Annotated in this window: 22 protein-coding genes; 11 read left to right on the top strand and 11 right to left on the bottom strand. The window is 57.1% G+C overall.

Annotation, left to right across the window (positions count from 1 at the left end; translation table 11 throughout):
* Window positions 1-33: 33 nt before the first annotated feature.
* Both P8935_RS09030 and P8935_RS09025 read left to right on the top strand, forming a co-directional pair.
* Entirely contained in the window at window positions 34-1269 is a 1236-nt protein-coding gene (locus P8935_RS09030; RefSeq protein WP_348264665.1) for an HDOD domain-containing protein, read from the top strand.
* A gap of 263 nt (window positions 1270-1532) precedes the next feature.
* Window positions 1533-1829, top strand: coding sequence for a hypothetical protein (locus tag P8935_RS09025; protein ID WP_348264664.1), 297 nt, complete (start codon window positions 1533-1535; stop codon window positions 1827-1829).
* Between the two features lie 64 nt (window positions 1830-1893).
* On the opposite strand, the gene P8935_RS09020 is transcribed toward P8935_RS09025, so the two are convergent.
* Window positions 1894-3216 (bottom strand): amidohydrolase family protein, encoded by a 1323-nt coding sequence (locus P8935_RS09020; protein ID WP_348264663.1) that lies wholly within the window; start codon window positions 3214-3216, stop codon window positions 1894-1896.
* A 358-nt stretch (window positions 3217-3574) separates the two neighbouring features.
* On the opposite strand from P8935_RS09020, the gene P8935_RS09015 reads away from it, so the two are divergent.
* The gene (locus P8935_RS09015) at window positions 3575-4381 is read left to right on the top strand and encodes a hypothetical protein (protein ID WP_348264662.1); all 807 of its coding nucleotides are present in this window, start codon (window positions 3575-3577) and stop codon (window positions 4379-4381) included.
* A 170-nt stretch (window positions 4382-4551) separates the two neighbouring features.
* Here P8935_RS09015 and P8935_RS09010 read toward each other — a convergent pair whose 3' ends face one another.
* A complete protein-coding gene (locus P8935_RS09010) occupies window positions 4552-5028 on the bottom strand; it encodes a hypothetical protein (RefSeq protein ID WP_348264661.1) in 477 nt (158 codons plus the stop codon).
* Between the two features lie 299 nt (window positions 5029-5327).
* Here P8935_RS09010 and P8935_RS09005 point away from each other — a divergent pair, with 299 nt between their 5' ends.
* The 4 genes from P8935_RS09005 to P8935_RS08990 all read left to right on the top strand — a co-directional run bounded on the left by P8935_RS09005 (window position 5328) and on the right by P8935_RS08990 (window position 11921).
* Window positions 5328-7412 carry a M13 family metallopeptidase gene (locus tag P8935_RS09005; RefSeq protein ID WP_348264660.1) on the top strand — a complete coding sequence of 695 codons (2085 nt, stop codon included), beginning with the start codon at window positions 5328-5330 and terminating at the stop codon, window positions 7410-7412.
* A gap of 367 nt (window positions 7413-7779) precedes the next feature.
* Entirely contained in the window at window positions 7780-9108 is a 1329-nt protein-coding gene (locus P8935_RS09000; RefSeq protein ID WP_348264659.1) for a beta-propeller fold lactonase family protein, read from the top strand.
* 189 nt (window positions 9109-9297) lie between these two features.
* The gene (locus P8935_RS08995) at window positions 9298-10530 is read left to right on the top strand and encodes a beta-propeller fold lactonase family protein (RefSeq protein ID WP_348264658.1); all 1233 of its coding nucleotides are present in this window, start codon (window positions 9298-9300) and stop codon (window positions 10528-10530) included.
* Between the two features lie 161 nt (window positions 10531-10691).
* Entirely contained in the window at window positions 10692-11921 is a 1230-nt protein-coding gene (locus P8935_RS08990) for a beta-propeller fold lactonase family protein (protein WP_348264657.1), read from the top strand.
* Window positions 11922-12089: 168 nt separating this feature from the next.
* On the opposite strand, the gene P8935_RS08985 is transcribed toward P8935_RS08990, so the two are convergent.
* The 3 genes from P8935_RS08985 to P8935_RS08975 all read right to left on the bottom strand — a co-directional run bounded on the left by P8935_RS08985 (window position 12090) and on the right by P8935_RS08975 (window position 15970).
* Entirely contained in the window at window positions 12090-13184 is a 1095-nt protein-coding gene (locus P8935_RS08985; protein ID WP_348264656.1) for an acyltransferase, read from the bottom strand.
* Between the two features lie 115 nt (window positions 13185-13299).
* Window positions 13300-14004 (bottom strand): UMP kinase, encoded by a 705-nt coding sequence (pyrH, locus tag P8935_RS08980; RefSeq protein WP_348264655.1) that lies wholly within the window; start codon window positions 14002-14004, stop codon window positions 13300-13302.
* Between the two features lie 118 nt (window positions 14005-14122).
* A complete protein-coding gene (locus P8935_RS08975; protein ID WP_348264654.1) occupies window positions 14123-15970 on the bottom strand; it encodes an alpha-glucosidase in 1848 nt (615 codons plus the stop codon).
* A 196-nt stretch (window positions 15971-16166) separates the two neighbouring features.
* Between P8935_RS08975 and P8935_RS08970 the strand changes: the two genes are divergently transcribed.
* The 4 genes from P8935_RS08970 (at window position 16167) to P8935_RS08955 (ending at window position 19505) form a co-directional block, all read left to right on the top strand.
* Entirely contained in the window at window positions 16167-16793 is a 627-nt protein-coding gene (locus tag P8935_RS08970; protein WP_348264653.1) for a hypothetical protein, read from the top strand.
* Window positions 16783-17175: a transcriptional regulator gene (locus tag P8935_RS08965; RefSeq protein ID WP_348264652.1), complete on the top strand. Its 393-nt coding sequence runs from the start codon at window positions 16783-16785 to the stop codon at window positions 17173-17175. Before P8935_RS08970 ends, P8935_RS08965 begins: the two co-directional genes overlap by 11 nt.
* 84 nt (window positions 17176-17259) lie before the next feature.
* Window positions 17260-18018, top strand: a complete 759-nt coding sequence (locus P8935_RS08960) for a di-trans,poly-cis-decaprenylcistransferase (RefSeq protein ID WP_348264651.1) — start codon at window positions 17260-17262, stop codon at window positions 18016-18018.
* Window positions 18015-19505, top strand: coding sequence for a radical SAM protein (locus P8935_RS08955; protein ID WP_348264650.1), 1491 nt, complete (start codon window positions 18015-18017; stop codon window positions 19503-19505). Before P8935_RS08960 ends, P8935_RS08955 begins: the two co-directional genes overlap by 4 nt.
* Window positions 19506-19585: 80 nt before the next feature.
* Here the strand turns inward: P8935_RS08955 and tsf are convergent, their stop codons facing one another.
* From tsf to P8935_RS08925, 6 genes are all read right to left on the bottom strand, one after another.
* Window positions 19586-20239, bottom strand: coding sequence for a translation elongation factor Ts (gene tsf / locus P8935_RS08950; RefSeq protein ID WP_348264649.1), 654 nt, complete (start codon window positions 20237-20239; stop codon window positions 19586-19588).
* A gap of 180 nt (window positions 20240-20419) precedes the next feature.
* Window positions 20420-21280 carry a 30S ribosomal protein S2 gene (gene rpsB, locus P8935_RS08945; RefSeq protein WP_348264648.1) on the bottom strand — a complete coding sequence of 287 codons (861 nt, stop codon included), beginning with the start codon at window positions 21278-21280 and terminating at the stop codon, window positions 20420-20422.
* Window positions 21281-21455: 175 nt separating this feature from the next.
* Entirely contained in the window at window positions 21456-21851 is a 396-nt protein-coding gene (rpsI, locus tag P8935_RS08940) for a 30S ribosomal protein S9 (protein ID WP_348264647.1), read from the bottom strand.
* A gap of 70 nt (window positions 21852-21921) precedes the next feature.
* Complete coding sequence (gene rplM / locus P8935_RS08935) at window positions 21922-22365, bottom strand: 50S ribosomal protein L13 (protein ID WP_348264646.1); 444 nt, start codon at window positions 22363-22365, stop codon at window positions 21922-21924.
* A 573-nt stretch (window positions 22366-22938) separates the two neighbouring features.
* Window positions 22939-23982 carry a cytochrome d ubiquinol oxidase subunit II gene (cydB, locus tag P8935_RS08930; RefSeq protein WP_348264645.1) on the bottom strand — a complete coding sequence of 348 codons (1044 nt, stop codon included), beginning with the start codon at window positions 23980-23982 and terminating at the stop codon, window positions 22939-22941.
* A 26-nt stretch (window positions 23983-24008) separates the two neighbouring features.
* Window positions 24009-25358, bottom strand: a complete 1350-nt coding sequence (locus P8935_RS08925) for a cytochrome ubiquinol oxidase subunit I (protein ID WP_348264644.1) — start codon at window positions 25356-25358, stop codon at window positions 24009-24011.
* Window positions 25359-25414: the final 56 nt, after the last annotated feature.

Here is a 25414-nt window from a genome sequence, read left to right as displayed (position 1 = left end):
ATTCAGAATTCTGCCGATGTTTCATCCAGAACAGTGGAACAGCAACTCATCGACGAAGCTCGACCCACCCGGTACGCCACGCGCCAGCCGATCCTCGCAGCGGACGAAACCGTCATCGGCTACAAACTCCTGTTTCGCACCGACGTCGTCAGTCACTTCTCCGCCACCGACACGACCGAATCGGTACGTACCACCATCGATATGTCGACCCTGCTGGGGCTGGATATTCTCTGCGATAACCGCCTCGCATTTATCCCCTGCAATCGGGAGATCCTGCTCGGACACGGCATCGCATTTTTGCCCCCGGAAAAAGTCGCTGCTGAAATTCAATCCGACGTGACGATGGATGACGCCATCCTGCAAGCCTGTTGCGAACTCAAAAACGCGGGCTACAAGATTGCTCTGGATGGATTCATGAACAACGATCCACGGCAGCCCGTCGTTCACCTCGCGGATTACATCAAAGTCGACCTTCAGCAAACCCGGCTGGAAGAGATTCCGCTGATAATCGGATCGGATCGCTGGGAACACACCGGCTTGCTCGCCACCGGAGTGGAGACACGCCAGGACTTCGAGTTCGCGCGCCGAGCCGGCTTTCACTTTTTTCAGGGATACTTTTTTCGCAAGCCCGAATCGCTGCGAACTCGTGGAGCGCGCACCAATAAGGTCGTCTACCTGCGCCTCCTTCAGGCCGTCTCACAGCCCGAACTCGATTGGATGTCTGTCGAAGAACTCATCAAAAGCGATCCTACCCTCTACTACCGTCTGCTGCGCTTCCTCAACTCTGCTGTAGTCGCGTTTCGCGGAGAAGTGAGCACTGTTCGCCAGGCGCTCACCCTCATGGGCGAAGATGAAATTCGCCGCTGGTGCAGACTCGCGGGCATGTTTGAAATGTCGCAAGGCCGTCCCAGCGAATTGCTGCTTTCGGGAATGGTTCGCGCACGATTCGCAGAGTTGCTCGGCGCCAGGGTCGCGCACGGTGAATCTGATCTCTTTTTGCTAGGGCTCTTGTCACTCATGGACGCGATTCTCGAAATCCCCATGTGCGCCATCATCGGAGGTCTCTCGCTCAATGACGACTCAACGAAACTACTGTTAGAGCACGAGGGAAGCCTCCGACCGATCTGGGAGCTCATCCTCGCGGTTGAATCCGGAGCATGGCAAGCTGTTGTCCATAATTGCCGCCTGCTCGGAATACACGAGGACTTTGCAGCCGGATGTTATTCCAGCGCGATAGCGTGGGCCCAAGCCATCACAGACTCCATCTGAGACTCCGGCCGATCGCGCTCAGGGCGACCGCTTCATTTCTCGCCTTCCCTAACTCCATTGCATTGTGTATTCGCGTTCGGCCTACCCCACATAAGTAATGATTTCGACTCGTTACCGTAGCCGAATTACCCTGCACTACCGCGCTGCTTTATTCGCACTAACGCCATATTGTGCGCAGTCGATAACACACATACAGTCACAACATCCGACAAGCGCAATCGGACTTATGACCCGGTTCTCGCAAACGGCAAGGAGAATGTCAGATGGATCCATCGAGTATCGGCGCCAAACTTTCGACCGTCCGCGCTCATCTAGAGATCTTTGTCGTCCTGCTGGTCGCTCTGCCAGCCTTTAGCTTCCTCATGATGAAGTTCTGGATCGCCGGCCGCTCCGCGAAGGTGCAGCGCAACACCAACTGGTTTGTCCCCACCGACCTCGAATCGGAAGCAGCAAAGATGCACTACAGCATGCAGCACAACTCCGTGGCCTTTGCCCACGTTCGTCGCAATCAACGCACCGCAGTCACAGTCAGGAAACCGAGTTCAAGGCGGAGCGCCTAAGTATCCACGCTCCACCCACTCCCCCAAAAACTCCTGCCCCCACCACGTGACCCCTTTGCGAACTTCACTTTGCAGAGCTGCCGTCACTCTTGTAGATCACGCCGCCCTTCATCACGAACTTCACATTCTGCAGCACCCGCACGTCCTCCATCGGATTCTTTTCCACTCCGATAATGTCCGCCCACTTGCCCGGCTCCAGCGTGCCCGTCTTCGCCGTCCAGCCCATCAGGTCCGCCGCATTCACGGTTGCCGATTGCAGTGCCGCCAGCGGAGACATCCCTAGCTGATTCACATACACATCCAGTTCATGCGCATTCAGCCCATGCGGATAAACGGCAGCATCGGTCCCCAGCGCAATCTTCACGCCTGCCTCCATCGCATGCTTGATGTTCTTCTTTGCTACTCCGATCACATCCACCATCTTCTGGTGATAGAAAGCTGGCAGATTCCCCTTCTCAAGCATCCAGTCCTGCAGGTAGACCGTCGGCACCAGGTAGGTTCCCCGCTTCTTCATCTCGGCGATGGCCGCGTCATTAATGTAGCTGCCGTGCTCAATCGAATCCACGCCCGCCTCTGTCGCCCATAAGATTCCTTGCGCTCCATGCGCATGCGCCGCCACCTTGCGGCCCAGCCGATGTGCATCCGCTACGATCGCCTGCATCTCCTCCAGCGTGTACTGCGAAGCCTGCGGATCATCCCCCTTCGACAGGACCCCGCCCGTCGCACAGATCTTGATCAGGTCCGCACCATATTTAATGTTCTGCCGCACCTTCTGTTGAACCGCTGCAATCCCATCGGCCACACCATCGCTCACCTGGTGATATTGCACCGGCAGCAGATTGTCGTCGCAGTGACCTCCGGTTATTCCCATCGCCGGACCGCTCACCAGCATATGTGGACCTGCAACCTGTCCCGAATTGATCGCGTCACGCAGATCAACATCGGTATAACCGCCCGCCCCCACATTGCGAATCGACGTGAACCCCGCCATCAATGTCGTGCGCGCGTTCACCACACCGTTGATTGCCTGTTTCGCGTCCGTCGATATCAGTTCTCGAAATGGATCAAAATCCGTATTCATCGTGATGTGGGTATGCGCATCGATCAGCCCCGGCATCACCGTCATGCCGCCCAGGTCCACCACCGTATCGCCCGCCTCGGCCGTCACAGACGCCGTTGCAGCAATGGACTTGATGCTGTCGCCCACCACAACGATAGTCTGCGCATCGGCCAGCTTGCCCGTCTTCACATCCAGCACATGCCCGGCGCGCACCAGCGTCCGCTTTGCCGCTGCCTTTTCATTCGGCTGAGCCGCAACCACGATTGAAGACGCCGCGCCCGTCAGCGCAAAACACAAACACACCGCGAGTTTCTGTTTCAAAATCATTCCTTCTTCTCCATTTCGGGGGACTGTGAGACCGGTGAGCGGAGTTTAGCAAATGCGGTTAACCATCCGTCCGGTATCTTGGAGATGGCCCCATAAAAATCCGCGTCCTTCGGATCTGCCCCGCCCGAAGCTTCGATTCCCCTCAGGCGCCGGACCCAACCTGCCTCGACTAATGTCCGAGTCGCCGGCAATTGGCCCGGAACTGAGCTGTAACCCGCCCACCGGCTTATTTGCTTCTCGCGCCGTCTCGCTGAAGGTTGAGCCCGCAGAAGAACATCTCGCCGCGATCGATTCCGTCCGCGCTTAGAATCAGGTAGCAAAAGAATCCCACGGCAAACTAAACTTCCGGGAGCAAGGCATGCGCATCCCAAGCACAGGTCGCGCAATCTTCGCGGTCACTATGAGCGGTCTCGGAATCATAGGCCTGCTCCACCCTGATTTCGTCCCCTTGTGGAATCCTGCTCCCAAAGTTCCCGCAGGCAGTCTACTTGTGTCCTTGAGTTCGTTGATCTCTCTCTCCGCGGGTATCGGTCTACTTATTCGGCACACGGCGGCCGCCGCCACACGTGTGCTTCTCGCCACCTTTCTACTTTGGTTGTTGCTGTTTCTGTTGCCAAACTTTCTTCGCGTACCCGCTTTTGAAGCTTGCTGGTCCGTGTTCCCTCTCGCGGTCATGTTGGCCGCTGCCTGGGTGCTGTATGTCTGGTTTGCCACTGACTGGGACCGCAACCACCTTAGTTCGGTGACCGGCAACAATGGTCTTCGCGTTGCCCACACGCTCTACGGCCTGTCGTTGATCTTCTTCGGCGCGGCTCACTTCATCGACGTAAAGGACACCCTCTCGCTCATCCCCAGCTGGCTGCCGGGTCATCTGTTCTGGGCATATTTCACCGGCTGTGCATTCATCGCGGCGGGCGTCGCGGCCCTCACCGGCCTTTGTGCACGGCTGGCAGTCACGCTGTCGGTCTTGCAACTCACGTTGTTCCTGGTTCTGGTTTGGCTACCCATCGTGGCAACAGGCTCCAAGAACCCCTTCCAGTGGAGCGAGACCATCCTTAATGTTGCCCTGATAGCGGGTGGATGGGTCGTCGCTGAATCCTACCGCTGCACAAACCTTCCAGCACAAAGTGAAAAGCCGCCGGCCTCACTTGTTGAGGCGCAATAGCCAATCGTCTCGACGGTGCATGACGGAAAGCTGATACTGATTCTCAGCCGGCACCACGTATCTCCGTCACGATCTCTCTTAGCCGTTACGCCCGAGTTGTCCTCTCCATACTGACGAGTAGCCGGTTACTCGGGAGGAACGGGCGGTGGCCTCGTTTCGAGTCGGCTTTGTCATTCCGCCTGTAAATTGCTGAGATGTCTATCAATCCGCCCTATGCCCATAAACCAATGGAAGAAAAGGAACCGCACCCCATGAAGGATCGTCCATCCGTGTATCTGTGTCACGAGTTCGACCGACGTATCCATTCCGAATGGATTCTGTTCGGTATGGCAGGCGATATAGGTGGAAGGATGACTTCTGAAACCTTCACTGACGCCGTCAAAAACGAACACTGACGCGCCATTGTTCTTTCCCTCGATGATGTTCCACGCTTGGGAGATACCGAGGTGGGAAACCCAGCCGGGCAGGGGAGGAGGGATTTTGGGACGGGAGGTATTAAACCACCATTGTGGAGGCGCAGCGGGTCCGCTGTAGCTCAAGCCCCACTTTGAAGCGAATCGACGCATGGTGCGAGCGCGAAAGAAGTGCATGATGCGCACCGCGCCAAGTATGGCGACTACTACCAAAACTATCTTGAGCAATGTCACCCCATCATTCTAGCGAGCGAGTAGTGGCCAACTCGGACATTACCCCGGAAATGCCCACAAGACCAGCTTGACCTGATTTCCAATTCTCAAACCACATCAGAGTTGCACCGATAGTCCCCACGAGCGCGAAACGGGCACCGAGCTTTCCCGCCAGCTGTCGATCCCCTTCGCCCCGTCTGATAACCTTCTGTGCAAACGCAGCGGCGCTCGATCCTGCTGCTCAATTCTTCAGGCCTCCTCTTCACTCTTCAGTGCCGAACGAGCGCGGCCTGCCAATTCGCCAACCAAGAGGAGAACCAATGAAGCTCCGCCCCCTCATTCCTGTGTTCCTGTTTGCAACCGGAATCGCAATTGCCCAATCTCCCGCGGCTTTCACCAGTGATGAACAGACGCCCGCTCCTCCCGCGATGGCCAGGAGCTTCGACCTCACCGCGATCGATAAAACCGCCGATCCTTGCGAAGACTTCTATCAGTACGCATGTGGCAACTGGGTCAAGGCCAATCCCATCCCGTCTGACCAGGTCCGCTGGGCGCGCTCCTTTTCGCTGCTCGGTGAGCGCAATCGCTACTTGCTCTGGGAAGAACTCGACGCGGCGTCCAAAGATCCTAAGACGCCGCTCCAGAAGAAGTACGGCGACTACTTTGCCGCCTGCATGAACACCGACCTCATCGAAAAGGAAGGGCTGGAGCCCATCAAACCCGCACTCGACCACATCGCTGCGCTGCAAGACTCCAAAAGTCTCAGCACGCTGCTGGGCGGTCTCGCAGAGCGTGGCGATCCCGCTCCCCTCTTCCGCTTTGGCGTTCAAGTCGATGAGAAAGACGCATCGAAACAGATTGCCAGCGTAAGCCAGGGCGGGATCTCACTTCCTGATCGCGACTACTACCTATCCGATAGCAAGCGCTTCCAAACCATCCGCCAGCAATATCGCGAGCACGTAACAAAAATGTTCACCCTCGCCGGTGACACTCCCGAGCAGGCAGCCAAAGAGGCCGACGCCGTCATCAAGATCGAAACCGCGCTCGCCAAGGCTTCCACCAGCCGCACAGCACTGCGCGACCCCGAAAATCGCTACCACATCTATACCGTCGCCGACTTTCAGAAGCTCGCGCCCGACTTCGATTTCGCCGTTTACTTCAAAGACGTCCAGGTGCGCCCCTTTGACACCCTCAACGTAGCCACACCTGACTTCTTCAAGGCGCTGAACGAATTGCTAGCATCAGAACCGGTCGACAGCTGGAAATCCTACCTCCGCTGGCACACGATCCACGGAACAGCAGCGAATCTTCCCAAGGCCTTCTACGACGAGAACTTCAACTTCTTCGGCAAAACGCTCGCCGGCCAGAAGGAGCCAACTCCCCGCTGGAAACAGTGCACCGGCGAAACCGACCGCGCCCTCGGCGAAGCCGTTGGACAGGATTGGGTCAAGGCGCACTTCCCGCCCAAAGCCAAGGCGAGCATGGATCAGCTTGTTGCCGCACTCGACAAAGCCCTCGCCGACGACATTAAGACGCTTCCATGGATGAGCGACGACACCAAAAAGGCCGCCGAAGAGAAGCTGGCTCTCTATCGCAACAAGATTGGCTATCCAGAAAAGTGGCGCGACTACTCAGCCTTGGTCGTTAAGCGCGACGATCCCCTCGGTAATGCACGTCGTAGCGCGGTCTTCCAGCGCAACTACAACCTCAACAAACTCGGCAAACCCGTAGATGAGAAGGAGTGGGGCATGACGCCCCCGACGGTCAACGCCTATTACAATCCGTCGATGAACGACATCAACTTCCCCGCCGGCATCCTGCAACCCCCATTTTTCGATCCCGACATTGACCCTGCCGTCAACTTCGGCGGCATCGGCGTGGTCATCGGGCATGAGATGACGCACGGCTTTGACGACGAAGGCTCAAAGTACGACGGCCACGGCAATCTGCGCGAATGGCAGACCGCCGAAGACCGCAAGAAATTCGTCGAGCGCACCGATTGCGAAGTCTCCGAATACGGCGGATTTGAAGCGGCTCCCGCCCACGGCGAGGTGGCGGAAGCCAAGCTCAATGGAAAGCTCACCCTCGGCGAAAACACCGCCGACAACGGAGGCCTGCGCATCGCCTACATGGCTTTGCTCGATGTCTTGGCCAAGGAAGGCAAGTCTATCAACGACAAGATCGATGGTTACACCGAAGAGCAGCGCTATTTTCTCGGCTTTGCCCAGGTATGGTGCCAGAACGAAACTGAACAGGCCGCTCGCCAATCAGCTATGACTGACCCCCACTCACCAGGCCGGTGGCGCGTCAACGGCTCGGTGCAGAATTTCGATCAATTCGGCAAGGCTTTCGGATGCCATAAGGGTCAGCCAATGTATCCGGAAAATTCCTGCCGCGTCTGGTAGTCAACTCAACCTCTTCGAGCCGCGGCATCCCCTGCCGCGGCTCAATTCCTTCCCGGGCACAAGGCCAACTCTCCAGCAGTAGCCAATTCCCATTCCCCCTATATTCGGTTGACGTTGCGCCGATTTCTGCGTCCAATGCGCATCGGCTAGCCGCAACTGATTAGTAAGAGGGCGATATGGTTTACCACGCCGCATTACCCCGTAATGTTCCCGGTTCAAACCTCATGTTTCGACCGATCTTGCGCCGAAACTAGGCATAACAAGCCCTCGCCTTTTACAATGCATCAGGGACCCATCCCAACCCAGCTCTGCTGCGGAATCAGCACACCACTTGGCGGCTCTCGCCTGTCCAGGATGAAGGAATCGCATGAAGTTCAAGAAATTCGGCAAGACGCTTCTGATGTCGGCCCTCTCTGCTGGCGTGGTCATAGGCATCTCGTCTTGCAAGCAAAGTTATTCGGTTGGCTTCCTCTATGTGACAGGGACCCAGACCGCCTCGACCACCGGTCAAGGCATTATCAGCGGCTTTAAAATCGATCACAATACCGGCAATTTGACCGCCATCGCAGGGCTCCCTGTAAGCACCGGCGGGGCTAATCCCAGCCGCGCAGTCCTGCTCACCGGTGGACGCTTCCTCTATGTGCTCAATCGCGGCACCACCACAGACGGCGGCCCATGCAGCACGACCGATGTTTGCTCCAATGCCAACATCGCCCAGTTCTCGATCGGCGGCAATGGCATACTGGCCCCCCAGGGTATCTACTACACTCAGGGAAATAACCCTTTCCGGATGATTGCCGACTCCGCGGGCGCGCATCTTTACGTGCTCGATCACGATGCCCCCAGCGGCGCTGGATGCTCGCTGGTCTTTGGTCAACAGACGACCACCTGCGGCGATATCACCGCTTTTTCAATCGATCCCACCACGGGACGCTTGAGCTATCTGCTCAATTCCCAGGTCACTTCTGCCAGCGGCGCACCCCTTCCTTATTTCCCGGTTCCGGCCGAGCCGATTGACTTCGCCCTCGCGTCAAACTACTTCCTGACTCTCAGCGGAACCCCGGCGACTGGCGACTCCGTCTTTCCGTATGCGTACAACAACTCCAGCGGCCAGTTGACGGTCAATCAGAATACCTCGCAGCCGCTCAACATCAACGCGGGCACTGCAATCGTTTCCGCCGGTGGCGAAATCTACGTTCTCGATGACGGCCTCAACACCAATCAGCCGCCGACAAATGGAGCTATCTACGCTTTCAAGCCGGGAACCAACGGATCGTTGCAGGCTGAGGCGGATGGATATATCCCAGACAATCCGACCTACTCCTATCCGAACTACGTGCTTGCGGCTAACGGCAAAGCATTTGTCTACATCCTGAATCAAGGCGACAATGCCAACACCACGAATGCACAAAGTGGGATCGCTTCATTCAAGCTGACCAACCCATTCCAGCTGCAGCCAATCTCCGGAGCAACGGGATCGACCGGCGGAACTGGCGCGGGTCCGCAATGCATTCTCGAGGATCCCTCGAATCAGTTCATCTACACCGCCAATTTCTACAGTTCCACAATCACAGGGCTGTCTATCAACCAGAACGCCGGCGATCTGACTCCGTTAAGTCAGGCAACAAAAGCGAAAGACAGCTATGCCCTGCCTGGTCCGGCTACTTGGTGTGTTGTCACCGGTCGTACAAGCTAAACGCGGCCTTGTCTGTGCATGCGGGCGGGAGCGACCTTGCAGGCCGTTTCCGCCCGATGCAAAGACTTCCGGCGATTGCAATGATGTAGCTGATTCGCTGGCACCGCATAGCTGATGAGACAGCAAGCGATTCGGCAAATGGTTCGATTTTTGAAGGTCACGAAGTTGGCTCCAACACGAAAGATGCGAATGAAGTTCAACAATCCGATTCAGTTGCTGGCCATTTCGGCGGCGAGTCTGCTGGCAGCCTCCCTTCTCTCCGCCTGCGCCACGCTCACCGTAGACTTCGTGTACGTAAGCAGTGCCAAAGCGGCCGGTCCCAACAATTACGGAGAGATCGACGTCTTCGAAATCAACTCCGAATCAGGCCGCATGCGTCAGATTGTCACTTCGCCTTTTCCTTCAGGTGGACGCAATCCCGTGGCCGAAGCAGTATCGCCTGATCAGGCTGATCTCTACGTCGCCAACCGGGACGACAACTCCATCGTTCAATTCATAATTGGCAGTGACGGTAAGCTCTATCCCCAGAACACCGTGAATACGCCGGGCATTTTCCCCCTGGCTCTATCCGTCTCTGGGAATTTTCTGTACGTGGTAGACACGTATCAGCCGTTGCCGACTTGCAATCCCGCTTCGCCGTGTTCCGGGTCGATAGCAGTATTTCCCATACTTACTGCTTCGCAAGCAGGGGCGCTCAAACCCGCGCAGACAGCGAATACCCTTGGAACTCCGGTTGTGAATACCAGCATCAGCGCCAGCTACTGGCCCCTCTTGCTGACCGGCGCAGGCGCCTCTCACGTCTTCGTTCCAACTGCCGTTACAACCGCCGCCAAAGGCGCTTACGTCTACATCACCGGATACGATTCGAGTTCAAACGCCGGCTACGTCTTCGGGTTTACCACGGGCTCCGACGGCACGCTCACAACCATACCCGGATTTCCCGTCCCGGTCGGCACCCAACCTTCCGCCATCGCCAGCGACTCAACCGGCGCCTATCTTTATGTGACGGATGCCATTCAAAACGTGGTCTATGGATTCCAGATTAACGGCGGCGTCTTGACCGAGGTCGCAGGCAGCCCGTTTCAGGCTGGCGGTAAGCCGAGCGCGATTGTGCTGGATGCCACTGGAAAATTCGCCTTGGTGGCCAACGCACAGGATTCGAACCTGACGGTGTATGCCACGAATTCAGGAGCGCTCACCCGGATGGGCACTTACACCACGGGTACGCAGCCGGTCGCCATTGGTATTGACCCTTCATTGAACCAATATGTCTTTACCGCAAATTTCCTGGGCAACAATGTTTCAGGCTTTCAGTTGAACTTCAACAACGGTACGCTCTTGAATTCCCAGTTTTCACCATCGGCGGCCAATGCCAATCCAACGGCGGTCGCAGCGATTACGCATAATGGCAGCAAGAAGTAGGTTGCCGCCAGCAAATCGGCCGCGACCGCAAGCAAGACGAGCAATTCGGCCTCTAGCCGCGCATGACAGCAGCATCCCTTTCAGGCTTTTAAAATGTCTGAGAGGAACCTCAACCAGCATTTCGGGGCAGGATCTTTGACGGCCCGTGACGAAGGAAGCGCATGAAGTTCAGCAAATTGAGACAGCTCCTGCTGGTCTCTGCCATCGGCCTCGGTGTGGCTACGCTCTTTTCCGGTTGCCAGCTCGTGACCATCGACTATGTCTTTGTCGCCACGTCTGCAAGCACGATCTCTGGAAGCAAAAGTAGCACTTGTCCCAATGGTGAGATCGAAACCTATGCGGTCGATTCCCAGTCCGGTGCGATCCGCACAGCGCAGCCGCAGGTCTGTTCCGGTGGCACTACACCTACGGCTCTCGCCATCTCCCCCGGCTATGGAAACCTCTACGTAGCCAACCAGGTGGACAAGAATATCGTTCACTTCGAAGCAGCGGCTAATGGCGTTTTGACGAAGAAGGATAGCGTCACCTTCTCCACAACGCCCGTAGCGATGACGGTCAGTCCCGACGGCAACACCCTCTACGCTGTTTCCGGAACCTCTTCCGCTACACTCTCGGCTTATACCTTGTCGTCGGGTACTTTGGGATCCGCTGCCTCTCAGCTGAACCTCACTATCCCCGGCTATGCTTCTGATTCCGTCGTGCCTACAGGCGTGACGGTCCTCGCCAACGGCAAAGCGGTCTTCGTCACCGCATATGATTTATCCGCCTACAACCCAGGCGGCATCACCACCAGTAATGCCAGCCCAGGATGGATATTCGTTTTCACCACTGGCTCTGGTGGTGCACTGACTCCGGTTGCGGGGAGTCCCTACAACGCGGGAGTCAAGCCGTCGGCGGTGGCGGCCGACCCGACCGATCGCTATGTCTATGTCACTGATTTCGCCTCGAATCAGCTGATTGCTTATGGCATTTACACCGGCTACACGCTTAACTTCTTGCAAAATGGTCCTTATAAGACGGGCGGCCAACCAACCTCCATCTCCATCGATCCCCGCGGAAAGTTCATGTATGTTTCCAATTCGCTGGATTCAAGCGTAACCGCATACGTCATCGATCTCACCACCGGCACGCCCTCGACCGCAGTCAACAGCACCGGATCGGCAACCAACTCCACCGATACGCAGCCCGTCTCAGTGGCAGTCGATCCTGCCCTTGGGCGCTACGTCTACACCGCCAATTATCTGGGCAACTCTGTCTCCGGTTTCCGCCTCGATCCAACCGCAGGCACGCTGAAGCAGACGCAGGCCACACCCTATCCGACCGGTATCCACCCAACCGCGGTGGTCCTGGCGCCCCACGGCAATCACTCCACGCAAAGCATCACGCCATAGCCCAAGCAGTTCCGCATCGGCAAAAAGCCCAGCCAACCGGCTGGGCTTCTGCTTTAACAGAGCAACAGGATGCACATTCTGGGCTGGCATATCGCTATGCCGGCTCCGCATCAGATGCGTCGGAATGCGGCAGTTGTCTGTGCTCCCTCCTCGCTGTTCGCTTTCTCGTTATCGCCACACGTGCATCCAGCCGCGCAGGATGCGCTGCGCTGGTTTCTCCACAAAGTGCAGTGCCATCAGCGCAAGCAGGATCAGCAGAACATAGCTTATCCACGGATCAAACCGCGCCAGTCCCAGCCGGTCAAGCACGTGTGAATCATGAATCATGTTCCAGAGATTGAAGTGCAGCAGGTAAAGGCAATAGCTCGCTTCTCCCACAAACACCAGCGGCCGCAGACCCAATAACTTCGAGAGTGGATTCACGCCCGCCAGTCCCAGAATAATGCAACCAAACAGTGGCATGAAAAATCCGTCGTGCAGCAGCGGATACGGTAGCCGGTACGCCTGGGTCAGAATCGCAAAGGTTGCCGCAAATCCAAAAAGCCCCAGCACCATCCGACGGTTTCCCATCCGCGGAATAATCTCATCCAACTCCGCCAGCAGCACACCGAATACAAAGCTCGCAAGGTGCGGTAGTGGCGTGTACTTCAGCGCCTGCAGCCAACTCCCGTAGCTGAAGCGATCCACGTGCGGCAGCCCATCGGGATTAAAGATCACATATAGCGTTCCGGGAATCAGGCCAAGCATCCATACCAGACCCATTTTGGTCAGGTGCCATCCCACCTTCTCTGGCTTCTTCCACTTTGCCATCCATGGAAACAGCACGTAGTAGAACGACTCAGCCGACATCGTCCACGCCGGAGTATTCAGAAACGTTGCGATCTCCGGAATCCACCCCTGCAGCAGCAAGGGCGACAGCACCATCCCCGTCCAGAACATCCCGTGCGTGTGGTACCCCCACTCCAGCGGAATCATCTTGAACGCCAGGATCAGGCTCAGCAGATAAATGGGATACAGCCGCGTAAACCGTGCTTCGTAAAACCGCACATTGCTCAGCTCGCCCGCACGCGCCTTAGCATTGTAGTTGTACCCCAGCACAAACCCCGAGAGCAGAATGAAGAAGCTTACTGACGCATAGCCGGCGTTCACCACTGGAGCCAGCGGACCAAACCAGTTGGGATTGGAAAAGTGGAAGAGAACGATATTGATAGCCGCAAAGCTGCGCAGCCCCGTCAATGCATCCAGGCGTGCTGGCTTCTTCATTTCCACTTGCTGTTTAGACGTCAAAGTGCCGCCAGCTGACGCAACTACCGAAGACCCGGGTCGCATAACCCCGCGAAGCTTCTGACCACTGACAACTGTTCACTGACAACTTTCTTTAGGCCGTCACCAGCGATCCGACTTTCTCGCCCAGCACCACGCGCCGGATATTCCCCGGCTGGTTCATGTTGAAAATGATCATCGGCAGGTTGTTGTCTTTGCAAAGGCTCACTGCGGTCAGGTCCATCACCTTCAGCCCCTGCTGCAGAATTTCCATATACGTAATTTCGTCGTACTTCACGGCATCCTTTACCAGCACCGGATCGGCACTGTAGACGCCCTCAACCTTGGTGCCCTTCAGCAGCACATCGGCCTTGATCTCCATCGCCCGCAGGCTCGCTGCAGTATCGGTCGAAAAGAACGGATTCCCAATGCCCGCCGCAAAAATCACCACGCGGCCCTTTTCGAGATGCCGAACCGCCCGGCGGCGAATATAGGGCTCCGCAATCTGGTTCATAAATACCGCCGTCATCACCCGGCACTGCACCCCGCGCTGTTCCAGCGAATCCTGCAGCGCAATCGCGTTCATTACCGTCGACAGCATTCCCATATTGTCGGCTGCAACCCGGTCCATCTCTTTCGCCTGCTGCGCTACGCCGCGAAAGAAATTGCCTCCGCCCACCACGATTCCAATCTCCACCCCGAGTTTGTGAACATCGGCTATTTCGTCCGTAATATCGGACACTTTTACGGCGTCCAAACCAAACCGGTTCGCGCCTGCCAGTGCCTCTCCCGAGAGCTTCAAAATAATCCGCTTATACATGCTTTTTCGAGTATCGCATACGCGACGCGGCCGCTGAGATTACCCAGCGGCCACCCTAAAGCCAAGTATTTCAATCTTGAAACTTCCTGGACCTCCCTCGCAGCCGTTTTGAGCCGCTTCAGTACGTGTACACCCGTGCATCCCACGCACCCAGCTTCAGCGTCGAGCCACCCGTCTCCGCAGCTCCCGGAATATTGCCAAGTACCAGCTTCCCAGCCGTCATTCCCTCGGGCAACGAGTAATCGACCGGCTTTTCACCAAAGTTCAGCACCACCAGGAACCGTTGATCCGGCTTCCCGGGCGTACTCAACGTCCGCGTAAAGGCGTACACCTGTTCGTTATCCGGGTCGAGATCCTTGTAGTCGCCATACACAAACGCCAGATGCCCATGGTGCAGCGCAATCGCCCGCTGCGTGTAATGCAGCACCGACTCCGGATCGGCCTGCTCTTTCGCCGCGTTGATCTCGTTGTAATTCGGATTCACCGCCAGCCACGGCTTCGCACCCGCAGTAGTGAATCCCCCGTTCGGCGAATCGCTCCACTGCATCGGCGTGCGCGAGTTGTCTCGCCCAAAGCGCTGCGACTCGGCGATAAACTCCGCCTCCGTCATCTTCCCGGCGAGTACCCTGTCCTTGTACGCGTTCTTCACCTCAATATCGTCAAACTGGTCGAGCTTGGTGAAGGGATAGTTCGTCATCGCCAGTTCATCGCCCTGGTAGATAAACGGGGTGCCCCGCAGTGTCATCAGCATCGTTTCAAGCAGCTTGGCCGACCGCGCTCGAAACTCCGCCGTCGACGTGTCGCCGAAATTCGACACCAGCCGCGGATTATCGTGATTCGACAAAAACACGGTGTCCCAATCGGTCTTGCTCAGCGCGGTCGCGTGGTGATCGTAGATCGCCTTCATCTGCGGCAGAGTCCACTTCTTTTCGGAATAGAAATCTCCACGATTCAGCCGGATCGCGTCAAAGTTGAAGACCATGTTCAACTCGTGGCGCTCGCTGTTGATGATCTTCGGTTCCTCCTCAAGAGATATCCCGATCGCCTCGCCGACCGTCATCACGTCGTACTTCGACAGCACTTCGCGATTCATCTGCTGCAGATACTCATCGCGATGCGGCCCATTGGCCCACAAACGAACAAAGTCTCCTTTCATCTGCTCTGGGGTTAAATCCGGGAGTCCGGGTTGTTTCGAAATCAGCGGAATCACATCCATCCGGAATCCATCCACGCCCTTGTCCAGCCAGAACTTCATCAGCGCAAACACATCCTCGCGCACCTTGGGGTTATCCCAGTTCAGATCCGGCTGCTTCACCGCGAAATAGTGGAGGTAGAACTGCTTCGTCGTCTCGTCCCATTGCCACGCAGACCCCGAAAAGAAACTCGGATAGTTATTCGGCGGCAGCGGATGCGCGGGGTCGGCCGGATTCGGCTTCCCGTCGCGCCAGAAATAATAATCGCGATAAGGATTGTCTTTTGACGACCGCGACTCCACAAACCAGCGATGCTCGTCCGAAGTGTGATTCACCACCAGGTCGACAATCAGCCGCATATGCCGAGCTTTGATACCTGCCAGCATGCGATCGAAGTCCGCCATGGTGCCGAACTCCTTCATCACCTTGCGATAGTCGCGAATGTCATACCCGTTATCCGCATTGGGCGAGTCGTAATGAGGCGACAACCAGATCACGTTCACACCCAGCTTTTGCAAGTAGTCAAGATGCTGCGTGATGCCGTTCAGATCACCGATCCCGTCCCCGTTCGAATCCTGAAAACTTCGTGGATAGACCTGGTAGACCACGGCTTCTTTCCACCACATCGGCTCATATCCATTCACCAATGCGGCGGAGTGCCGCTCAGTTCTTTCGGTTTTCGCAGCGTTCGAACCCTGCTGCGCTAAAGTTTGGTCAATTGAAATCGCGGCGAAGACAAATGCTAGTGCAAGGAAAACAGTTGTTCTTTTCACGCGCAAATCATATCGCACTCGGCTCTCAGGCGCTCAATACGGAGCGCCGAGAATGCCTCTACATGGTAGAGGCATAACCTCAACCGCCGTCGCTACTTAGAACACCGCCACGATTGATCAACTAGCTCTTGAACCATACCGGTAACTTGACAGCATCTCTTCCGTGGTTTACTTTGCAACGTAAAGTGAGTTCACGATGAGCTTTCCCATCCATCCGCTCGACAAGGCACTCGGCGATATCAGTAGCATTCGCCGTCAGGTCGCGCGTACAACCGAATTCCATGGATATGGCGCTGCCACGCTCGCCGCCACCGGTCTATTCGCCGTGCTCGCTGCTGTCGCGCAAGCTTTCCTGCTGCCCGATCCCGTTAACCACGTTGGCGCCTATCTCCGCATCTGGATCACCACCGCCATCCTTTCGGCCGTTCTCATCGGTATGCAGACCCTCACCCGCACTCGTCGCATCCATTCCGGCATGGCCGACGAAATGATCCTGATGGCGGTCGAGCAGTTCATCCCCTCGGTCGGCGCCGGCGCACTCATCTCTATAGTTCTAATCCGCTTTGTTCCCGGGTCGGTTTGGATGCTCCCCGGCCTGTGGCAAATCACCTTCAGTCTTGGCGTCTTCGCATCCTGCAGATTCCTGCCGAAGCCTATGGCGGCCGCCGGTTGCTGGTACCTGCTCACCGGCCTCATCTGCATCGGCCTCGGCGATACGCGCGCACTCACCCCCTGGACCATGGGAATCGCCTACGGAATCGGCCAATTCATCGTTGCCGCAGTTCTACTCTTGGGATCGAAGGAAGAGCGCGATGAAGCCTAAGTCCTCAAGCAGCGAAGGCCGCTTCGCCTACGAAGGCCTCGACCGCGTTATTCACGAACGCGCGCGCCTCAGTGTACTTACGTCACTCATTACGAATCCTAAAGGCGTAGCTTTCAACGATCTCAAACAGCTCTGTGCTCTCACTGACGGCAACCTGAGCCGGCACCTCAGTGTTCTTGAGAATGCCAAGATGGTCGAGATCATGCGCGGCCACGATCGCAACCGACCGCAAACCATCTGCCGCATCACCGCCTCGGGCCGCAAGCGCTACCTCGAATACCTCTCCACCCTCGAGCAAGTTGTGCGCGACGCCGCCGCCGGAGCCAAACCAGACGCATCGGTCTCATCGCTGCTCCAAAACCTTGCCCCGTCGCGAACTTAAAAAAATTTACTCATCTACTTTGTAATGCAAAGCAGATAAGTGACAACCAGAAACGCCGATAAACGAACTGCAGGAACTTACTTTATGATGCAAAGCAAATCAAGCACCGGTCTTCACGTCGCCATCATCATGGACGGCAACGGCCGCTGGGCCACCGTCCGCGGCCTTCCTCGCGTCTCTGGTCATCGCGCCGGCGTCACCGCGGTACGTCGCGTGGTTGAACACGCCCCCGGCCTCGGCATCCGTGCTCTCACCCTCTACGCGTTCTCATCGGACAACTGGGCGCGTCCTCCGCAAGAGGTGCAAAGCATCTTCTGGATCATTCGCGCCTTCCTGCGCCTCGAGTGCGAACGTCTTCGACAGCAAGGCGCCCGCCTCGAAGTCATCGGCCGCCGTGACCGGATCCCCTTACCGTTGCTCCGTGAGATCGAACGTACCGAATCCATCACCGCAGAAGGCGGCAGCCTTCACCTCCGCATTGCCATCGACTACTCAGCGCAAACTTCCATCGCAGTGGCCCTTGCGACCGCAGCTTCCCAGACCTCGCGCCATCAACCACTCTCCGCCGAAAGTGTTCGCGCAATCGTCACCCATACACTCACTGCCGGCAGCGGCAACGTCGACCTGCTTATCCGTACCGGCGGCGAACAGCGGCTCTCCGACTTCCTTCTCTGGGAATCCGCATACGCGGAGTTGGTATTCACTCCCCGCATGTGGCCTGACTTTGACGAGTCCGATCTCGCCGCCGCACTCGGCGACTTCAACCACCGCGAACGCCGCTTCGGCGCCATCCCCTCATCACTCGACCAGTCCGCGCCTTCACTCATGGAAAATGCTCAATGACTGCCATCCACCCGCTCCCATCTTCGCGCAGTCTCAGCGTCAAGTTCATCCTGCCCGCGCTCACTGAGGCTACCGATCCCTACTGGCGTACCATCAAGTACTCGCTCTTCCCGCCCCTCGGCCTCGCAACCCTCGCCGCCTATCTCTCGCCGGACGACCACGCCGTCATCGTCGATGAACACGTCCAACCGCTCACGCTCAACGATGCGCCCGACCTCGTCGTCATTCAGGTCTACATCACCAATGCATACCGCGCGTACAAGATCGCCGACCACTACCGCAGCATCGGCGCCTTCGTCTGCCTTGGCGGACTACACGTAACCTCTTTGCCAGCAGAAGCAGTTCCATACGCCGACGCCATCTTTCTAGGTCCCGGCGATCAAACCTTCCCGCAATTCCTCAAAGACTTCCGCGCCGGAACACCGCAACCGGTCTACACTTCAACTTCCGGCCGCACGCTCGAGCGCATTCCGCCGATTCGCCGCGACCTCATCCGGCGCGCATCGTATCTCGTTCCCAATTCCATCGTCGTCACCCGCGGCTGTCCGCAGCATTGTGACTTCTGCTACAAGGATGCGTTCTTCCAGGGCGGCCGCGGCTTTTACACGCAACGTGTCGACGAAGCTCTCGCTGAAATCGAACGCCTCCCCGGTCGCCATCTTTATTTTCTCGATGACCATCTTCTCGGCGACCGTCACTTCGCAGAGTCTCTCTTCTCCGGAATGAAAGGCATGCGCCGTCTCTTCCAGGGTGCAGCCACGGTCGACTCCATCCTCCGCGGAGACCTCATAGAGCGCGCCGCTGAAGCCGGCCTGCGCAGCATCTTCGTTGGATTTGAAACCTTAACCCCAGACAACCTCCGTCGCAGCAACAAGCGCCAGAACCTTGGCCGCGACTACAAGGCTGTCGCCGATCGACTGCATTCTCTCGGTATCATGATCAACGGCAGCTTCATCTTTGGAATGGACGACGATGGCGACGACGTATTCCGCCGTACCGTCGACTGGGCCGTGGAGCACGGTATCACCACCGCGACCTTCCACATCATGACGCCTTATCCCGGCACGCAACTTCACGCCCGCATGGTGCGCGAAGGCCGCGTCGTCACACGCGACTGGAATCTTTACGACACGCGCCACGTCGTTTACCGCCCCGCTCGGATGTCACCTGACGCGCTCAAGAATGGATACGACTGGGCCTATCGCGAGTTCTACCGGTGGTCATCCATCGCCCAGGCTTCTCTGCATCACGGCGCCCTCAAGCACCAACTGAAGCACTTCTTTTACGCATCAGGATGGAAAAAATTCGAGCCGCTCTGGGACATACTCATTCGTGCGCGCCAACTCACCCGTGTGACGCCTTTACTCGAAGCCGTCCTCTCACGCGTTACAAGCACCGCGCCACAGACTCGCACGAACCCGGCTCCCAGCCCATTTCCAATCGTCTCCGCGGACCTTCCAACACTTACTGGCACCAATCGTGCATAAACAACAAAGGCCCGGAGCGTGTGCTCCGGGCCCTTGCCACTTGCATCCACCCCCCAGGGGATAGATGTTTTCAGGATTGCTTACTCCGCAGCTGATTCCGCGGCCTTGGTCTGCGAAACGGTCCAATCCGGCGCACCCACCTTGAAGCGTGCAAAACGCTTTACAGTGATGTTCTCGCCCAGCTTGCCGACCTTCTGCGCGATCAGTTCCTTGATGCTGATGGCCTGGTCCTTGATGAACGGCTGCTCCAGCAAGCAAACTTCTTCATAGAACTTCGCCATCTTGCCCTCGAGCATGCGCTCCACGATGTTGGCAGGCTTGCCGCTCGCTGCCGCCTGGGCGCGATAGATATCCTTCTCGCGCTCCATATCCTCGGCGCTCACATCCTCAGGGCGGATATAGCGCGGGTCGCTCGCCGCGATATGCATAGCGATGTCCTTCAACAATTCCTGAAAGTCATCGGTGCGTGCCACAAAGTCGCTCTCACAGTTCACTTCCACCATCACGCCGATCTTGCCGCCGGCGTGGATGTATGTGCCCACCGCGCCCTCATTGGTCGTACGCGCGGCCTTCTTTTGTGCAGAGGCCATGCCGCGCTTGCGCAGCACCACAAATGCCTCTTCGATGTTTCCCTTGGTCTCCTGCAGAGCCTTCAGGCAATCGCCCATGGGCGCGCCAGACTTCTCGCGAAGATCCTTCACCAATTTTGCATCTATCTTCTCTGCCACACTCATCTCGCTTCCTTCTCTTTTCCCCAATTCAAAATTACGTTGAAACTAACGGCAGTCTGACTCGGCTATCCCTTCCGGAAAGCCAATAACCTTTGCCGGTTTGGCCGCACCGCAGGTGCTGCTCAAAAGAAAAGCGTGGCAACCAAACGGCGAGGCCACGCTTGTCTCGGTCCGCTTAAAAACCTACAGGGCGCGTTCGACCACTTCTTCTTCGTCGATCGCCGCTTCAGCTGCCGGAGCCTTGCGAACGCCTGCGCCCAGTGCCGCGTCAAAATCGACATCTTCCACTGGCGCCGCTTCCGCCGCAGGAGCTTCGCTCTCGGCCGCAGGAGCCTCTTCCGCAGCAAACGCCTTGTCGCCCACCAGGTTCACACCCTCGGCCGCCGAATCGGCGATCTTCGAAGTGAACAGGCGAATCGCACGCAGCGCGTCGTCGTTGCCCGGAATCACGTAATCCACCACCGTCGGGTCGCAGTTGGTATCCACCACGGCCACCACCGGGATGCCCAGCTTGCGCGCTTCCTTCACCGCAATCGCCTCGTTATTCGAGTCGACGATGAACAGCGCATCGGGCAGGCGCTTCATATTTTTGATGCCGGCCAGATTGGCCTGGAGGTGCTTGCGCTCCCGCTCCAGCTTGATGACTTCCTTCTTGGTCAGCAGCTCGTACCGGCCGTCCGTAGCCATATCATCCAATTCCTGAAGGCGCTTCACCGACTTCTGCACCGTCACCCAGTTCGTGAGCAGTCCGCCCAGCCAGCGCTGGTTGATGTACGGCATGCCCGCCCGGTTGGCTTCTTCAGCCACGGCGTCCTGTGCCTGGCGCTTCGTGCCGACGAAGAGAATCGTCTTGCCGCTCGCGCACAGTTCAGTCACAAACTTCGACGCGTCCTTGAAAAGCTTCAGCGTCTTCTGCAGGTCGATGATGTAAATACCGTTGCGCTCGCCGAAGATGTATTCCTTCATCTTGGGATTCCAGCGCTTCGTTTGATGCCCGAAGTGAACACCAGCTTCGAGCAGCTCCTTCATTGTGATCGTGGCCATTGGCCTCCTTCGTGGATTGCATCCGGACTAACCTTCGTCTGGCCCAGATTGAAACCCGCTCTCGCGGGAGATTTAACAACAGTGTTCAGTGATCAGTGCACAGTGAACAGATTTAAATGACCAGAAGTCCAATGATTCTGACCACTGACCACTGTTCACTGACCACTGCAAGCGACTAGCGCTTGCTGAACTGGAACCGCTTGCGTGCGCCCTTTTGCCCGTACTTCTTGCGTTCTTTCTGGCGAGCATCGCGCGTCATCAGGCCTTCCGCCTTGAGCAGCTTGCGCAGCTCGGGATTGAAGAGAACCAGTGCGCGGGCAATACCCATCTTCACTGCATCCGCCTGCGAAGAAACGCCGCCACTTGAAACCGTAGTCACCACATCGAAGCTCGACGCCAAATCTGCAACCACCAGGGTGCGCTTTGCGGCTACGCGCTGCGCCTCGGTTACAAAGTACGTCTCGAAGGGCTTGCCGTTCACCTTCCACTCACCGGTGCCCGGACGCAGGAAAACACGGGCAATCGCCGACTTGCGGCGCCCCGTCCCGTAATACTGAACCAGATCTGCCATTCTCTCTTGACTCTCTCCGCCGGGCCTCTCAGCGCGGCCAAAACCGTCTTAAAAACTAAATCCCAACAACTTAAAAGCTGCGCGAGGAAACTTCCAAAGCCACCGGCTGCTGCGCAAAATGCGGATGCTTGTCGCCGCGATAGACTTTCAGCTTCGATCCCATAGCGCGTCCCAGCTTCGACTTCGGCAGCATGCCCTTGATCGCCTCTTCCAGAATCTTCTCCGGCTTGCGGGCCAGCAGGCGCGTAAATTCCTCTTCGCGCAATCCGCCGGGGAATCCCGTGTAACGGCGATAGACCTTGCTCTGAGCCTTGAGGCCCGTCAGCCGGATCTTTTCGGCGTTGATCACGATAACGTGGTCGCCCATATCGATGTACGGCACGTACTTCGGGTTCAGCTTGCCGCTCAGAACATCGGCCGCCTTGGTCGCCAGGCGCCCCAGGGTCTGGCCGCTGGCATCCACTACATACCACTTGCGGTCAATATCCTTGCCGCTCGGAACAAAGGTGCTCATCTCTCTCCTGCCCTCTATCACTTCAAAAACTTCGGCGCAAAACGCCTTTGCCCATGGCATCCGCGCATGGACTCCAATTTCCACCCACTTCCAAACAATCCTGTTCGGGTGAGGACTGCGGCGCTTGCCCCCTCAAAGGGCCCTGACTCTGCTGGACTTAGCTTGCTGTCCCAGCCGAAGGTGCCTGTTCCGGTCGAATCCGATTAAGGGGTTCAATCAGCCGGGTCCGGGCTAAACTTCTTCTCCTCATCGACTTGACATCGTCTCAGGGGGCCCACAACAGACCCCAGGCGCAACACCGCACAAGACCCTTAGAATACTCGATTCACAAAGCAGAGTCAACGAAATGCAGTAATGAGGGGCTGAACCATCGATAACCGATTCCTTCAAGAGCGACCGGATATTACGCCCAATCATCGTGGGTGCCCCCATTCATGCGGTCTTATCGCATTGAATGGGTTCGGGTGAACAATCCCGCGGCTCCCCCGGGTGCTGGGTGCCCCATTCATGCGGTTCTATCGCATGAGTGGGATGGCTGAACTCAATGCCCGCCGCCTCAAACCATTAGCCACATTAATGCGCATCCGAATGAACATCCGACTTCCCTCTGAACCGGCTGTAAACAAACACCACATACCCCACAGCCAGAATCATGCCGAACGTCCACCATGCCAACCCTACAGCGAGCGTATGCGGCCCGGAAATCGCTCGGCCCAGCGTAATATCGCGCTCGGCACCGGTAGACGAGGGCAAAAGTGTCGGGTAAACGCCCCAGCAAGCGCCCGCCAGCATGAAGAACAGGTAAAGCCCCGACGATAAGAAAGCCCGCACCGGACGCTGACTCTTGTTAAACCACCAGATCCCAACCAGGCATGCGATTACCCCAACCGGCACAATGAACGTGAGGGGATAGCGATAGTAGTTATTCAGACTTGCCGGTCGAACCACGATTGTTGCGATAAGGCTGATGACCGTGAGCAAAACCACCAACCCCAACAAAGGATTGATCACCTTGCACGCGCGCTTCTCCAACTCGCCTGAAACCTTCATGCTGAGCCAAAGCGCTCCATGCAAGGTAAGAGCCGCAAGCGCCACCAGCCCGCCGATCACCGTGTACCAATCGAGAATTCCCGGACTCACCCCCGGCTGCCAGTTCGTCCACAAGGGGAGAAAGAAATAGCCGTCTGCCTGCAGTGGAACTCCGCGCAGAACATTCGCCAGTGCGGCCCCATAGAACACCGCCAGCAGCGCGCTCGAGATTCCGAAGACGCCGTCAAGCAACGCCAGCCACACCCCGACGTCGATATGATTTCGCAACTCCAGCGAAACTCCCCGAAGAATCAGCAGCCAGAGCACAATCATCAGCGGCAGATAGAACCCGGAGAATGCCGACGCATATAAAAGTGGAAATGCGAAGTAAAGGGTGCCTCCGCCAGCCAGCAGCCACACCTCGTTGCCGTCCCATACGGGGCCGATCGAGTGCAGCGTTGCTATCTTTTCAGCCTCTGTGCGAGGCAGAAACAGGTGCAATACCCCCACGCCGAGGTCGAAGCCATCGAGCACTACGTAACCCACGATCATTACCGCAACCAGCCAGAACCAGATAAAACCCATCATGATGACAATTCCTCAGGAAGCCTGTTTCAGTCCGCGATTGCAGCAACTGGTTCAACAGCCACGGGCGCCGGGCCGCGACTGATCTCGCGATACACGAGAACGGTGAAAAGCAATCCCAGCAGCGCGTACAGACCCATAAAGCCCAGCAGCGTGAACAGCCCGTTGCCAGCCGAAACCGTATTCGAAAAACCTTCACTCGTCCGCATCAGGCCGTAAATCAGCCACGGCTGCCGCCCAATCTCCGCCGTCATCCACCCTGCGGTATTAGCGATATAAGGCAGCGGAAAACTGATCAGCAATATCCAGAGAATCCATCGCGACTCATAGAGCTTCTTCCGCCACAGCAAAAACGCCGCGGCCAGCATCAGGAACACGAAGAACGTTCCAAGCCCAGCCATGATGTGATACGAGTAAAAGAGCAGCGGGAGAGCGCTCGGCCACTGGTCACGCGGAATGCGGTCCAGCCCCGTGACCTCAGCCTTCGTCGTTCCGTAAATCAAAAAACTGAGCACATTGTTCACGACGATCGGATTATCGATGAGTTGTGTTTCCTCATTGGGCTGGCCCATCAGAACAATGCCCGCGCCCGACTCCGAGTGGAACAACCCTTCCATCCCCGCCATCGCCGCCGGCTGATGACGCGCGACGTACTTGCCGTGCAGATCACCCGTCGGAAAGATGATCAGAATCGTGGAGATGATCCCGCCGATTACCCCAACCTTGGTGAAAATCCGCCCGTACCCAACCTTCTTGCCGTCCAGCAGATAAAAAGCGCCCACTGCAGCCATCACAAACGACCCCGTAACAACTGCGCCGGTCATGTTGTGCATGTATTGCAGCAGACCCCACGGATTGAGAAGCAGCTGCCAGAAGCTCACCACTTCATACTGGCCATTCGGCAGATGGTTGTAAGCCACAGGATGCTGCATCCACGCATCTGTAACGATGATGAAGAATCCCGAAATCCACGAGCCAAGCCAAACCATCACCGCTGAGAACCAGTGCATTCGCTTCGAAATGCGCTTTTCTCCATAAAGAAGCAAACCCAGGAAAGCCGATTCGAGAAAGAAACTGAAGACACCTTCCATGGCGAGCGGCTGGCCGATCACTCCTCCGGAAAGACGCGAGAAGCGAGCCCAGTTGGTTCCGAATTCAAACTCCATCGGAATCCCGGTGACCACGCCAAAAACAAAATTGATGCCGAATATCTTCGCCCAGAAGCGGGCCGAGCGTTCCCACTCCTCGCTGCCCGTGCGCAGAGCAACCGTTTTAATCACTACGATCAGCAGCCCCAGTCCCATCGTGAGTTGCGGAAAGAGATAGTGAAACGTGATCGTAAACGCAAAGTGCAGCCTGTGAATTAACTCCGCTGTCATCTGGAACTCCGGGGATCGCAATGGGGAATCAGGACGCGCCGAAGCCGGCAACGCCT

The sequence above is a fragment of the Telmatobacter sp. DSM 110680 genome (assembly GCF_039994875.1).
Taxonomy (GTDB): Bacteria; Acidobacteriota; Terriglobia; order Terriglobales; family Acidobacteriaceae; genus Telmatobacter.
The sequence above is the reverse complement of the archived record's forward strand: the minus strand, read 5'-3'. Positions and strand labels throughout refer to the sequence as shown.

Coding starts and splice junctions, on each gene's coding strand:
- P8935_RS09025 (WP_348264664.1), top strand. CDS start 1,533: ATGGATCCATCGAGTATCGGCGCCAAACTTTCGACCGTCCGCGCTCAT.
- P8935_RS09020 (WP_348264663.1), bottom strand. CDS start 3,216: ATGATTTTGAAACAGAAACTCGCGGTGTGTTTGTGTTTTGCGCTGACG.
- P8935_RS09015 (WP_348264662.1), top strand. CDS start 3,575: ATGCGCATCCCAAGCACAGGTCGCGCAATCTTCGCGGTCACTATGAGC.
- P8935_RS09005 (WP_348264660.1), top strand. CDS start 5,328: ATGAAGCTCCGCCCCCTCATTCCTGTGTTCCTGTTTGCAACCGGAATC.
- P8935_RS09000 (WP_348264659.1), top strand. CDS start 7,780: ATGAAGTTCAAGAAATTCGGCAAGACGCTTCTGATGTCGGCCCTCTCT.
- P8935_RS08995 (WP_348264658.1), top strand. CDS start 9,298: ATGAAGTTCAACAATCCGATTCAGTTGCTGGCCATTTCGGCGGCGAGT.
- P8935_RS08990 (WP_348264657.1), top strand. CDS start 10,692: ATGAAGTTCAGCAAATTGAGACAGCTCCTGCTGGTCTCTGCCATCGGC.
- P8935_RS08985 (WP_348264656.1), bottom strand. CDS start 13,184: ATGAAGAAGCCAGCACGCCTGGATGCATTGACGGGGCTGCGCAGCTTT.
- pyrH (WP_348264655.1), bottom strand. CDS start 14,004: ATGTATAAGCGGATTATTTTGAAGCTCTCGGGAGAGGCACTGGCAGGC.
- P8935_RS08970 (WP_348264653.1), top strand. CDS start 16,167: ATGAGCTTTCCCATCCATCCGCTCGACAAGGCACTCGGCGATATCAGT.
- P8935_RS08965 (WP_348264652.1), top strand. CDS start 16,783: ATGAAGCCTAAGTCCTCAAGCAGCGAAGGCCGCTTCGCCTACGAAGGC.
- P8935_RS08960 (WP_348264651.1), top strand. CDS start 17,260: ATGATGCAAAGCAAATCAAGCACCGGTCTTCACGTCGCCATCATCATG.
- P8935_RS08955 (WP_348264650.1), top strand. CDS start 18,015: ATGACTGCCATCCACCCGCTCCCATCTTCGCGCAGTCTCAGCGTCAAG.
- tsf (WP_348264649.1), bottom strand. CDS start 20,239: ATGAGTGTGGCAGAGAAGATAGATGCAAAATTGGTGAAGGATCTTCGC.
- rpsB (WP_348264648.1), bottom strand. CDS start 21,280: ATGGCCACGATCACAATGAAGGAGCTGCTCGAAGCTGGTGTTCACTTC.
- rpsI (WP_348264647.1), bottom strand. CDS start 21,851: ATGGCAGATCTGGTTCAGTATTACGGGACGGGGCGCCGCAAGTCGGCG.
- rplM (WP_348264646.1), bottom strand. CDS start 22,365: ATGAGCACCTTTGTTCCGAGCGGCAAGGATATTGACCGCAAGTGGTAT.
- cydB (WP_348264645.1), bottom strand. CDS start 23,982: ATGATGGGTTTTATCTGGTTCTGGCTGGTTGCGGTAATGATCGTGGGT.
- P8935_RS08925 (WP_348264644.1), bottom strand. CDS start 25,358: ATGACAGCGGAGTTAATTCACAGGCTGCACTTTGCGTTTACGATCACG.